This window comes from Pseudolactococcus reticulitermitis, assembly GCF_002260845.1.
GTDB classification, from domain to species: domain Bacteria; phylum Bacillota; class Bacilli; order Lactobacillales; family Streptococcaceae; genus Pseudolactococcus; species Pseudolactococcus reticulitermitis.
Genome location: NZ_BEDT01000002.1, coordinates 356485 through 369267, shown reverse-complemented (window position 1 = coordinate 369267; position 12783 = coordinate 356485). Strand labels below are relative to the sequence as shown.

The 12783-nt window shown below is 41.0% G+C and carries 13 protein-coding genes; 4 read left to right on the top strand and 9 right to left on the bottom strand.

The window, feature by feature from the left end; translation table 11 throughout:
- The first annotated feature begins 24 nt into the window (after positions 1 to 24).
- Together ylqF and rnhB are read left to right on the top strand one after the other, a co-directional pair.
- The gene (gene ylqF, locus RsY01_RS05665; protein WP_094784578.1) at positions 25 to 900 is read left to right on the top strand and encodes a ribosome biogenesis GTPase YlqF; all 876 of its coding nucleotides are present in this window, start codon (positions 25 to 27) and stop codon (positions 898 to 900) included.
- Positions 887 to 1657: a ribonuclease HII gene (rnhB, locus tag RsY01_RS05660; protein WP_094784577.1), complete on the top strand. Its 771-nt coding sequence runs from the start codon at positions 887 to 889 to the stop codon at positions 1655 to 1657. Before ylqF ends, rnhB begins: the two co-directional genes overlap by 14 nt.
- On the opposite strand, the gene RsY01_RS05655 is transcribed toward rnhB, so the two are convergent.
- Positions 1654 to 2400: a mechanosensitive ion channel family protein gene (locus RsY01_RS05655; RefSeq protein ID WP_094784576.1), complete on the bottom strand. Its 747-nt coding sequence runs from the start codon at positions 2398 to 2400 to the stop codon at positions 1654 to 1656. The genes rnhB and RsY01_RS05655 overlap by 4 nt on opposite strands.
- Positions 2401 to 2543: 143 nt before the next feature.
- On the opposite strand from RsY01_RS05655, the gene RsY01_RS05650 reads away from it, so the two are divergent.
- Together RsY01_RS05650 and brnQ are read left to right on the top strand one after the other, a co-directional pair.
- Positions 2544 to 3575: a branched-chain amino acid aminotransferase gene (locus RsY01_RS05650; protein ID WP_094784575.1), complete on the top strand. Its 1032-nt coding sequence runs from the start codon at positions 2544 to 2546 to the stop codon at positions 3573 to 3575.
- A gap of 153 nt (positions 3576 to 3728) precedes the next feature.
- Positions 3729 to 5072: a branched-chain amino acid transport system II carrier protein gene (gene brnQ, locus RsY01_RS05645; protein ID WP_094784574.1), complete on the top strand. Its 1344-nt coding sequence runs from the start codon at positions 3729 to 3731 to the stop codon at positions 5070 to 5072.
- A 53-nt stretch (positions 5073 to 5125) separates the two neighbouring features.
- On the opposite strand, the gene RsY01_RS05640 is transcribed toward brnQ, so the two are convergent.
- The 8 genes from RsY01_RS05640 to RsY01_RS05605 all read right to left on the bottom strand — a co-directional run bounded on the left by RsY01_RS05640 (position 5126) and on the right by RsY01_RS05605 (position 12739).
- On the bottom strand, positions 5126 to 5764 hold the full coding sequence (locus RsY01_RS05640) for a VTT domain-containing protein (RefSeq protein ID WP_094784678.1): 639 nt from the start codon (positions 5762 to 5764) through the stop codon (positions 5126 to 5128).
- 101 nt (positions 5765 to 5865) lie between these two features.
- Positions 5866 to 6936, bottom strand: coding sequence for a tyrosine recombinase XerS (xerS, locus tag RsY01_RS05635; protein WP_094784573.1), 1071 nt, complete (start codon positions 6934 to 6936; stop codon positions 5866 to 5868).
- Positions 6937 to 7064: 128 nt separating this feature from the next.
- Entirely contained in the window at positions 7065 to 7370 is a 306-nt protein-coding gene (locus tag RsY01_RS05630) for a nucleoside triphosphate pyrophosphohydrolase family protein (protein WP_094784572.1), read from the bottom strand.
- A gap of 25 nt (positions 7371 to 7395) precedes the next feature.
- The gene (locus RsY01_RS05625; protein ID WP_094784571.1) at positions 7396 to 7659 is read right to left on the bottom strand and encodes a TfoX/Sxy family DNA transformation protein; all 264 of its coding nucleotides are present in this window, start codon (positions 7657 to 7659) and stop codon (positions 7396 to 7398) included.
- A gap of 135 nt (positions 7660 to 7794) precedes the next feature.
- Entirely contained in the window at positions 7795 to 10404 is a 2610-nt protein-coding gene (locus RsY01_RS05620; RefSeq protein ID WP_094784570.1) for a WxL domain-containing protein, read from the bottom strand.
- Complete coding sequence (locus RsY01_RS05615; RefSeq protein ID WP_094784569.1) at positions 10385 to 10711, bottom strand: hypothetical protein; 327 nt, start codon at positions 10709 to 10711, stop codon at positions 10385 to 10387. The genes RsY01_RS05620 and RsY01_RS05615 overlap by 20 nt, the downstream gene beginning before the upstream one ends.
- A 95-nt stretch (positions 10712 to 10806) precedes the next feature.
- A complete protein-coding gene (locus RsY01_RS05610) occupies positions 10807 to 11922 on the bottom strand; it encodes a WxLIP family cell surface protein (protein ID WP_094784568.1) in 1116 nt (371 codons plus the stop codon).
- A 37-nt stretch (positions 11923 to 11959) separates the two neighbouring features.
- On the bottom strand, positions 11960 to 12739 hold the full coding sequence (locus RsY01_RS05605) for a WxL domain-containing protein (RefSeq protein ID WP_094784567.1): 780 nt from the start codon (positions 12737 to 12739) through the stop codon (positions 11960 to 11962).
- Positions 12740 to 12783: the final 44 nt, after the last annotated feature.

Sequence of the window (12783 nt, the reverse complement as noted above, 5' to 3'; positions counted from 1 at the left end):
TTGGTACACAAGGAGTTATAAGAAATGGTAGTAATCCAATGGTTTCCAGGCCATATGTCAAAAGCGCGTCGGCAGGTTCAGGAAAATTTAAAACATGTTGATTTGGTGATGGAGTTGGTGGATGCTAGACTGCCTTTGTCAAGTCGCAATCCTATGTTAGATAAAATTATCGGTACTAAGCCGCGTCTTGTCATCATTAATAAAAAAGATTTAGGCGATGACTTAGAAATTCAAAAATGGGTTCATTATTTTGAAGCGCAGGGCATTTTAGCGGTTAAAATCAATGCCAAAGAGCAGCAAACGGTCAAAAAATTGACCAAGGCTGCCAAAGAAGTCTTAGCAGACAAGCTCAAACGCGCTTCTGAACGGGGCATTCAAAATAAAGCCATCAGAACGATGATTATCGGTATCCCGAACGTTGGTAAATCAACGCTTATGAACCGGTTGGCAGGTAAGAAAATCGCCATCACAGGTAATAAACCCGGGGTCACTAAAGGTCAACAATGGCTGAAAACCAATGAAGAATTGGAAATCTTAGATACACCAGGTATCCTTTGGCCGAAATTCGAGGATCAAACAGTTGGCTTAAAATTGGCATTGACTGGAGCGATTAAGGATGATTTAATTCCCAAAGATGAGATTACGATTTTCGGTCTAGATTTCTTTAAAACTAACTACCCAACTGAACTTCAAAATCGCTTCAAATTAACAGACGAGCAGATGAGTTTATCTGCTGTTGATTTAATCGTTTTATTGACTCAAAAATACGGCTTCCGTGATGACTATGACCGTTTTTACGACATGTTTATCAAAGATGTTCGCGACAGTAAACTCGGCACCTACACCCTAGACCGTGTGTCAGACCTGAACAAAGAGGACGCGCAAGATGATAACGATTAAAGCAGTAGGAGAGCTACTCCAAACAGCGCAAACCCTATCAGACCCTTTATTTGACGAATGGTCGCAGGATACGCGACAAGGGGTGCAAAAGTTAATCGCCAAGCGACAGCGTGACATTCAAGCGAGCCTAGATGAAGCAGCCCGACTTGATAACTTACTAGCCTATGAACGACAACTCTATGCTCAAAACATCACTTTAATCGCTGGTATCGATGAAGTTGGCCGTGGCCCGCTAGCTGGACCAGTTGTCACAGCAGCCGTCATTTTACCTAAAAATTGTCAGATTACAGGTTTGAACGACAGTAAACAAATCCCTAAAGCCCAGCATCAAGCCGTTTATGACCGCATCATGACAAAAGCCCTAGCAGTTGGCATCGGCATCATTGATAATCACGTTATCGACGAAGTCAATATCTATGAGGCGACAAAATTGGCCATGTTACAGGCGATTGAACACCTTGAGCTAAAGCCAGAACATCTGTTGATTGATGCCATGTCTTTGGCTATTGATGTGCCTCAGACTTCTTTGATTAAAGGAGATGCCAAGTCCATGTCCATTGCGGCAGCGTCAATTGTTGCTAAGGTAACACGAGATAAGATGATGGCTGATTATGATCAACAATATCCCGGCTATGATTTTGCCCATAATGCGGGTTATGGGACAAAAAAACATCTGGAAGGGCTTGCTAAGCAAGGCTTCACAGATATTCATCGGCAATCTTTTGAACCCATCAAGTCGATGGTTGGTCGTGTTTAATTATCTAAGCCATAATACTGAGATAAAATCTGAGCTTTCTGTTCTGAAATCTCACGATAGGTGCCGGTCAGTTGTGACCGCAAATACACTTTTTCTTCAGCTATCTGAACTCCCACAAATGCTGTGTTCGGATAGCTTTTGTTTACTCTGAGTATCCGTTGTTTGAGCTCTGCCACATTTTCCTCAGTCACTGGCACATCTAGAAAAATGTGATGTTCAAGTCGAGAGAGGTTGGCGAGCGCTGTGATGTTTCGATTCGGCACAAAAACGAGGGCACCTGCAGAAGTGGTGAGGGTCAGAGAGCGGATGCCAATTACCGTGACGGTTCCTGTAATGTCCAAGTTCTTGAAGTTGACGGTATCGCCGACATTGACCTGATGCTCAACGATGATGAAGAAGCCGTTGATAATATCGGTCATCAAATCTCGACCCGCAAAGCCAAGACCAACGCCAATAATCCCAGCACCAGCAAGCAAACTCGCAACTGGCAAACCAAAAATCCCTAAAATGGTATAAATATAGAGAAAAACGGTCAGATACTGGAAGACCGATAAGGTCAGGCGTGAAAGGGTCAGGACACGCGCGCTGTCAGCGATATTAATGCGACTATAGTTGTCAAATAAATGCTTGATAATCCGTCTTAAAATGCGGTAGAAGATAAAAAATAAGATGCTTGCAATCACGACGTAGATGATTTTTTCCGCTGCCGTGTCAAACAAGGTTTCTAGATGTAAATATTTCAAAAGGACACTCCAAATCAATAATTTTCAGAAAATTGTAATAACTTCTTGCAAAAAGACACAAAAAGTACTAAAATAAGTATAACAAATTTTTAGACGACATGGGTTTCAAATATCCATTACATGATAGATGAGAGAGGTTATTGATGACGCTTAATATTGATTGGGAAAATCTTGGTTTTACCTATATGAACTTACCCTATCGCTTTATTGCCCACTTTAAAGATGGTCAATGGGATAATGGGGGATTAACAGAAGATGCGACATTGCATCTTTCGGAGTCATCTCCTGCCTTACATTATGGTCAACAGGCCTTTGAGGGCTTGAAAGCCTACCGAACAAAATCTTGTGAGATTCAATTGTTTCGTCCTGATCAAAACGCTGAGCGCTTGCAAAGAACAGCTCGCCGTTTATTGATGCCCGAAGTACCGACTGAGCTTTTTATCAATGCTGCCAAAGCAGTGGTTAAAGCCAATCATCAATATGTGCCACCTTATGAAAGCGGTGGTAGTCTCTACCTGCGTCCGCTACTGATTGGCGTAGGAGATGTGATTGGCGTGCAACCGGCTCAAGAATATATCTTTACCATTTTTGCCATGCCAGTTGGTAATTACTTCAAGGGTGGTTTGACACCGACTAACTTTATCGTTTCACGAGATTTTGACCGTGCTGCGCCACACGGCACTGGTGCAGCCAAAGTCGGAGGAAACTACGCCGCTAGTCTATTACCAGGTCAAAAAGCGCATGATGCGGGCTATTCTGATGTCATTTACTTAGATCCTGCGACCCATACAAAGATAGAAGAGGTTGGCTCAGCCAATTTCTTTGGGATTACTAAGGATAATGAATTTGTGACACCACTTAGTCCTTCCATTTTACCGTCAATTACCAAGTACTCTCTGCTTTACTTGGCAGAACACCGCTTAGGACTGAAAGCCTCTGAAGGCGATGTTTATGTCGATGACCTTGAGAAATTTTCGGAAGCAGGCGCCTGCGGAACAGCAGCAGTGATCTCTCCCATTGGTGGTATCCAAAATGGAGATAACTATCATGTTTTCTACAGTGAAACAGAAGTAGGGCCAATTACCCGTCAACTCTACAATGAATTAGTCGGCATTCAAAAAGGAGATGTGACAGCACCTGAAGGCTGGATTTATAAAGTTGAGATTGATGAATAATAGATAATCACGCGACTATTTTACATAATAAAAATTATGTAAAATAGTCGTTTTCTCTTACTACCTAACTACAAATCAAGCAATACCCTTATTGTAATTTATGTCACATTTTGATATGCTATATAAGATACTATTATTTTTTAAGGGAGTTTTATGGATAAGAAACTGAAAATCAGTGATTATTTACTGATTGGGTCAATGTTATTTGGGTTATTTTTTGGTGCGGGTAATCTCATCTTTCCCGTTCATATGGGACAAGAAGCAGGAGCCTCTATCTTTCAAGCCAATCTCGGCTTTTTAGTAACCGGTATTGGTTTACCATTTTTAGGGATTATTGCGGTTGGCTTGTCTCAAAGTTCTGGTCTTTTTGAAATGGCCTCACGCATCAATCGCAAGTATGCCTATATTTTTACAACGCTATTATATTTAGTCATTGGTCCGTTTTTCGCATTACCCCGTTTAGCAACGACATCTTTTGAAGTTGGTTTATCGCCTTTCCTTGCAGATACTGTTAAAGAACCATTTTTAGCGATGTTTAGTCTTTTATTTTTTACGGCTGCTTGGTTCTTTTCACGGAAACCGTCTAAAATTCTAGATTATATTGGGAAGTTTTTAAATCCTTTGTTTCTAACCTTGCTAGGTCTTTTGTTGGTGATTGCTTTTACTCGGCCAATGGGGGCTGTCAGTCCTGCTCCGGTTGGCAAAGCCTATCAATCTTCAGCTTTTGTTACTGGCTTTACGCAGGGGTATAATACACTGGACGCGCTTGCGGCGTTAGCCTTTGGGATTATCATCGTCACAACCATTCGCCAGCGTGGTGTAACGAACCCGAAAGCAATCGCGCTTGATACGATTAAAGCGGGTGCGATTAGCGTTGTCTTGATGGGAATTATCTATACGTGTCTGTCTTATCTGGGGACAATGAGTCTTGGCAAGTTTGCGATTAGTGAAAATGGTGGGATTGCGCTGTCACAAATTTCAAAATACTATTTGGGGACTTTTGGCACTATCATCTTAGCTCTAATCATTGTTATTGCGTGTTTAAAGACGGCAGTTGGCTTGATTACAGCCTTTTCAGAGACGTTTGCTGAGCTGTTTCCTAGATTTTCGTACAGCTTTTATGTGGTTGTCGTGAGTATTTTACCGTGTTTGTTTGCCAATGTCGGTTTGACGAATTTGATTAAGATTTCAATTCCAGTTTTGATGTTCTTATATCCACTTGCCATTACTTTGATTATCTTGGCATTGCTTAGTCCTTTGTTTCATCATTCTAAACGGGTCTACCAAGTAACGACTGGTTTTACACTGATTGCGGCTATCTTTGATGGGCTTAACGCTATGCCAATGGGAGAGCACCCCAGTGTCTTGATGACAAATTTGCTAGACTTTGCGAAGCATAGCCTGCCCTTCTTTTCGATTGGGATGGGCTGGATTGTGCCAGCAACTCTTGGCTTAGTTGTTGGCTACATCTGGAAACTTGTAGAAAATAAAAAATAAAAAAATTCCTCTAAGTTACGACAATTTAGAGGAATTTTCATATAGCTTAGTGATTAAGCTATAGAACGCACCATTGATTTCAGGAAAGCGACAAAACTTGGGAGTAAAGTCACAACGATAATGCCTAGAATGATCACTGAAAAATGCGTTTTGACAAAAGGAATATTACCGAACAAGTAACCCGCACCAGTTGCAATCAGCGACCACGACAAGGCGGCGATGAAAGCACGCCTGATGAAGTCGCTGGCTTTAAACTGGCTGATGCCTGCGACAAATGGCACAAAAGTCCGAATAATCGGGATATAGCGGCCTAGAATAATGGCAAGTGAGCCATTTTTTTCAAAATAAAGCTCAGCTTCCTCGATATGCTTAGGTTTAATGAGTTTACTGAAAAATTTGTGTTGAATCAGCTTGTATCCCACCGTATGACCGATGAAAAAGTTACAGGTATCACCTAGAAATGCGGCGAAGAAGAAGAGGACGAGGAAAAGCCAGATATTGAACGGCATATCAGGATTGGCAGCCAAAGCACCCGCTGCAAAAAGGAGACTATCGCCTGGTAAGAAGGGCATGACGACAGCAGCAGTCTCAACGAAAATGATGAGAAAGAGCAGTAGATAGGTCCAGCCACCAACGGCTTGCGCCATTGTATAGATGTGTTGGTCGATATGTAAAATAAAATTAATGAACATAGTCATAGTGGGGGAGAACTTTCTATTTTTGAATCAAAGTAAGGTAAGAACTAATAAATTATAGCACTTTTTCAGTATTTCGCAACTTGAAACGTGCTGTCTCACAGCTTATCCAAGGCATCTTTTTGCTCCTCATCAACGATATGCGTATAAAGATCGGTCACCTGAGTAGAGGCATGCCCTAGCTGATGACTGACCAGAACCTGAGAATTGGTCTCAGCATACAACCTTGTCGCCAAGGTATGGCGGAGTTTATGCGGGGTCACACGGACTTTGAAGACTTTAGAGTATTTGGCGACCATTTTTTCAACACTGGAATTGTCGATGCGATTAGCCTGCTCTTTATAGGAGGTCAAAAATAAGGCGACATCCCTTTTGCTGGCATGATAGCGTTGCTCGCGAATTGCCAAATATTGTGTCAAATAAGGTTTGGCAAAGCCTGCGATATTGACCGAATCACGTTTACCACCTTTTCTCGTGACGTCGACAACCATTGTTCTCAAATTCAAGTCGTTAAGATCAATATTCACCGTTTCAGACAGACGTATCCCAGATGCCAAAATCAGGGCGATAATCGCCAAATCACGTTCTTTATTTTTGATGAAAGAAGATTTGGCACGATTTGACAGCTCGATTTCATATTCTGTATCAATAAAATCTAGAAAACCTTGCGTTTCATCGCCTAAAAAGAGTTTATTTTTGATATTTTCAGCACGTGAGGCAAGCGTTTCTTTTTTCTTATGGGTTGCCACCTTCTTCATCACATTGCGATAGAAGTAGGGTTCGCCATTTTCATCCTCAACTTCCTCAGTCAAGTACTTATAGAGACTCGAAAGGGCAGAAAGTGTCCGATTAATCGTCGTTTGCGACACGCCAGAGGTCGTCGAATAGGTATTCAGTCTAGGTCGCTCACGAAGATATAAAATATAGCTCTCAAGATCATGCTTGGTTAATTTTTCCAAGGTTTCCAGTGACATCTCAGACAGTTTTGTGACATTTGTGATGTCAGCATCTATGAGCCAGCTAAAAAAACGCTGATATTCTTTGAGATATTCATACAACGTATTGAGTGAGTAGGGAACAGCGGACTTAGAACGGTAGTATTCCAGTACGAAATCAGGCATAACGTTCTTTAAGTCCTCGATATTTTCAATTAAACGTTCTCGTTTCATAGTTATAGTATAAGGGATACATCAACATTTGTCAAGAAAATTATAGTTTTTCGGAAAGATGTTGATGGTGTTTTGAGAGTACGCGATCATAAAGCTTTCAGCGCCTTCTATTAAGTAATTTAAATAAACTAGTCTTTGGCCAAAAAATCTGCCAAATTCAGAGACTGATTATACTTTACAGATGCTAGTTTATCTTTTTCAATAATCGCTTTCGTCAAATCAATAGCATTGACATTGGCAATCTCAACAACATAATCTGTGCTTGCTTTATTGCCTTTTTGCTGACTCAAAACCTCAGCAACTTCGCCAATTTCTTCAACTAATTTGATGAATAAATCACTTGTTGAGGGGCTGCTGATATTTTTTCTTTGACATATCGCATCGTATTTGATAGTTAAATAATCTTGTAAAGACTTAAAAGTTAATTCTGTCATGATTTGGTATTTCTCCTATTATTTCTTATTTCTCTGAACACACTTGCCGATAAAATGCTTGTAGCGCTGTTTTTCGTTCCGATGTAATCTCTTTTTTGGGTACGTCTTGAATGGCACCTTCAAGCGCCAAGAGGAAATTCATGCAAGCACCGTCATCTACCAAATCACGAACCTTCAAAAAAGCCTGCTCAGTACCTAAACGAATCAAGCTTTCTGAGTTCATAATGCCAACTTGATTTAATTTCGCTTCATTGACCTCACCCAAGTTTTTCATTTGTGAAATTTTCATACCTAGCCTCTTTCTATTTCTGCGATATGATAAACTTATTATCATTAGTTTATCATATTATAACTCATTTTTCACCCTCAACTTAAAAAACGCCCATTCCAAGAAATGAACGTTTTCTAGTGTATCAGTAATTCATTACTTAAAGGCTTGATCAACTAATGTCCAAGTCACAACTGACTCAAATGTCCCCACTTTTGCTTGGTTTTGTGGTATATCAAGCAAGACATTGTCTGGTTGCCAGAATAAATCGCTCCAACCTTTGACTTGTTTGCCATTTTCATTACCAAACAAGGTCGTTGTACTGGTATTTTGGTCATCAGCTAAAATTTCAATGCCAGTTTCATTTCTTAGTCCGCTGTTGGAGCTCGGGTCTGTCGTCCTTCCCTGCAGATTAGTCAGAATAATTTTAGCGCCTTGTATCTCTTTTGCTGCCCCCGTTACATTTTTTTCTTTAAATGTCGTGGCTTTAGCAGTAACCGACCAGTTGACGCCTGATTTAAAGACACGACCATCGAAAACTTGTAGCATTTGATCGCCAACCAAATCTGTCACATCATTAGCTGCTTTGTTCAGCGCTTTTTTCTGAAAGCCTTTGGCCTGTGTCAAAGCGCTGAGGTCAATCGTACCAAAATTAAAGGTTTTTGGCCACTTGGTAAATCTGAGGTCTAGCGCGCCTGTATTTTGTTCCTGATTAGGATTCTCAAACGCATTACCACTGGTGTGGGGCTGATTCGGGTTGAGCATCAGCCCGTTCTCATCAAAAGTCACCCTGCCATCAGTTGTCAAGGTTTTGGGCGTCTGTCCTGTTTCTTCAAGCGTCCACTCCAATGTGAAATAATAGCTATCTTTTTCCGCTATTTGACGACTACTTGAAACGAATACCCCTTCCTGAGCACCAAATGTTGTCGTGAAATGAAGGCCATCCGCACTTGCCATTTGCTGATCTGTCAAAAACTCCAGAGGTTGATTCGGTACAAGCGGTATATCCCCGTTAGCTGTCCGATAAACCAAGTCATGCGGGAAATCTACCTGCGACGTTTTCAAGGTCACGTTGACCTTAAAGGCGTTTTTGGCAAGTAAATTCACTTCAAAGTCTTGTGTCAACTGACTCGTCCGTGAAAAGAGTTTCGCTGCACCATAGATATCCATGTCCTCCAAATTATACGTATGTTGCAAGGTTTCCTCATCACAGACCGACCAATCCGTTTTTGGCGTGACTGGTGGTATAACGATGGGTAATGGTGGTGGCGTGACTGGTATACTAGGTTCTTCAGGCTGTTTCACATTGGCATCTGCCGGAGCAATAATGATGTAATTGGATTTATTATAATTATCAAGAGCTGGTTGTGGCTCGTTTTTACCAGGCATATACGACACGATTGCATTGATGTCCGCACATAAAACGTCAATATCTCTGGTTGCATTATAACCAGCTCCCATTACCCATCCTTGTCGGCTGTTCGGTATGGCATAAAAACGCAGGCGTTTCCCAGCTGACTGCATATCCTTTTCCAGATTAGCATATAGTTTAAAGTTAGGATTACTATTCAGCATATCCTGGTTTGCACTAGACATGACAAAGGTTGAGACTTCCGTTATAGCTGTGTAAATCCGATTTTCAGAATAGTAAGGTTTTTTAGGCCACCTGCTACTGTTTGACGCTGAAACAAGGTGGTCGTCACTATCAAGAAGTGTCACAGAATCTTTAAAGGCTCGGAAATAGAAAGAGCTTTTATCTGGTGCACTGACATTCTCAGAAGTCAGAACTTCTCCAGTTTTAGCTGGATCAACCTCAAACATCTCTAAATCCCAAATGTTACTTTTGCTGTAGATAAAGGTCGTCGCCTTTTCTCTCAAAAAGAAACGGACTTGCCAGAAGCGACTTTTGGTCGTTTTGAAAGTTGTCGTTCGACCGAAACGCAGTACAACCGTTCCTTGATTATCGAAAATAAATTTCTTGTCTTTAGAAGCCGCATTATGCTCAATCCAACCATAATTATTGCCCTGTCCTAGCCACTTTAGTTTAGCGCCAGCTTTGACCTCTAAGCGCATTTCAGGCGCTTGGTCATTGCCAGAATACCAGAGGGCTTTATTACTCGAACCCATTTCACTAATCCCTGTCGTCCCTTTTGTCACAATCAGCGAATTGGCGATGAGTGAGTTGACATTATTCTCGGCACAGTAGTTAAATGTATTTTTCCCTTCAAAATAGGTCTCACCAGTCTCTTGGATCAAAAATCGATTGGCACTGGGAATATTTGCTGCATCCCAATTGATATTTTCAAAGGTTAAGCTTTTCAGCTGGGCACCATGTGCTTGTAGACCCGAAACGATTCCAAAAGCATTGGTATAATAAGCCGTCATCTCCCCTTTACCATTTAACTTTGGTGCTCCGCCATATGTCAACTCTGCCGTTTTTTTGGCATCATGAGTGACAAAGGCATTTTGAATCCGGACGGCACAGTTATTTTTCCCAATCAGCGCTGGTGTCTGATTATCTTCAAAAAAGAGAACTGCTTGATTGAAATTAATCGTAACATCATGCGTAATGTCCGTGTTTTTAGGTAGCGTCAGCATCGGAGAGGTCACGGTAATCGAACTTTCTCCTTGTTCAAGTGCTTTTTTCAGCTCTGTCCCAGAAGCGACATCTTTGGCTTGCACTTTGCCGCCGATAGCTATTAAGGAAACGAAGAGAAAGAAAACTGATAAGTATCGCCAAACTGTTTTATTGCTTGTAATTTCCATCGTTTTCCTCCTTTTCCTTAGCTCGCTTTTTTTGCCAAATTATCAAGCATGATGTTAAAATGACAGCACCAACGATAGATGCTATACAAGCTGCTTGTTCACCCGTTACTGGTAGTGCCCCTTTTTTCGTTCCCGTTGTAGGTAATGGCTCGCCACTAGGTTGACTTTGTCTAGGTGGATCTGAGTTTTTGACTTGACCACTTGACTCTAAAATAAATGTTGACGCCGTGTCTGCAGATACAGACAATAAACTAATCTGACTACAAAACAAGATAGAGACTATCAACATCGTGAATTTTTTAATCAATCACGTCACTCCTTCCTATCCAGAGTTGTTTGTTTTAGAATAAGACATTCATCTTACTTAGAAATACCTTATCTTTAACTTTTTGTTAGCGATAATCACTCATCTTTCATCGCTAGTAAGTGTTCTAACAATTTCTTTTGTGCTAAAAGTTCTGCTGCTTCCTGTTGACGTTTTTTACGTTTCATCAAAAGGAAAATAAAACAAATGATGAAGAGGACGATAACACTACCAGCCAAAATCAGCCACAAAATCCAATTTGTTTTCGCTGTCACATCATTAATGGCTTGCTGATTAAACTTCTTAGCTTCATCTGCCTTAATCGAAAAATTTTTGGTCCATTCCCATGTTTTTTTCTCCCACTTTGGATCTGTTGTAGTGGCTTTTAAGTGATAGGTATAGTTGCCAGCTTTAAATTCATCATCTTTTAGAAAAATAGGGAATTGATAAGACGACTGAGGTGCCATTTTACGCTTTTGAAGCTCATTTTGATACAGGGCTTTGGTTTCGCCCTGTTTCGTCACATAACCTTCATAATCAAGATTAGTCATCAAAGCGGGTAACGGATTTTGCAGATGCGCAAAAAATGCTTTTCGATAATTCGAAAGACCAATAGAAGCACTCGTAAGCGTCAGCTCAGGCTTGGCTACTTCTTGGTTGACTGTAATTTTCAGAGCAATGGCGTAATTGATTTTATTTTTGATACTCGTGCCTTTGTTAGTCTCATTTTCGTCAATCTGACCATCTTTATCAAAATACCAAGAACCCAGTAGGGCACCATCACTGATATCATCGGGCAGGGCAATGTCAGCCAAAACAACTTTTTGTGACTTGGCTGGCACTTCCACTTTGAGATCACTCGCACGAACCTTGGCAATATCGCTTAGCTTCACTTGCATGCTCTCATCGTAGTGGTCTGCCTGCGACGTATATTCGATTTCTCCATTGGCATTGGTATAAGTCGTGAAAATATCATCACTCACTGTGATGGGCTGATTGCTATCATTTCTGACCGTCACTTTAATCGTCCGTTTTTCACCCGGTGTCATCAGCAAATTAAAGATAGAAGAGTCTTCTACTTCTTTTCCTGCCTCTAACTTAGCAATCGAATAGCCTTGCGAAGCTGCCGTTTCTGCCTTGGCGTCTCCATTGGAGACAAACAAGGCGAACACTAACGCTCCCATCATCATCACTTTTATATTTTTTTTCAGCATTAGTTCCCTCTTAACTAATTATTTCCGCGTCAGCGACTTATTTAAAAGCAGCATCTGTCAATGTCCAAGTGACAACAGATTGAAACGCTCCAACTTTAGCTTCGCTTCCCGCCATTTGGAGTTCAACATCTGTCGCATCCCAAGATAAATCAGTATGTCCTTTCGCTTGATTACCATTTTCAACACCAAATACTGCTGAAGTTGTTTGACCATCCGTTGCGATAGCGATTGTTGGCGCTACCGTAACATCTCCTGCTTTATCCCGCACACAAGTTTTTGCACTGTTTGCATTGTTCAGGTGAAGCGTTGCGCCCACTAAAGTTTTTTGCGTTGCTTTATCTGTAAATGGTGTTGCTTTAACTGCCACTTGCCAGTTATCAAGATTTGAACCCGCAGGACGGCCATCGTAGACTTGAAGGGTTTGAATACCACCTGTAAATGGTATTTTATTATTATCATCTGTATCTTGGTTCAAAGCTTTGACTGTATAAAGGCCTTGTGCTTGGATTTTTGCAGAAACATTTTGCATCCCAAAGTTAAAGACTTTTGGATTTTTTGTGAAAGCTAAATCGCCTTCTTTTACCACGTGGTTGGCATCAGGCTCACCCGGTTTTGGATTTGGATCTTTTGGATCAATCGGTGTATCCTTATCTGTTCCGGGATCTTTTGGTAAAATATCCGTATCACCACCGGCTTGCATCTTGATGATACCGTTTGTTGTTTTGGCATCTCCATTTTGCAGTGCATCTACTTTTACAGTACCTGCCAAAGCAACAGTTCCTAATGCAGCCACACATAATAATGTCATTTTTTTCATGTTTTTTCTCCTTTTTAAAGTACACACGTCTTTTATTGAAAGAC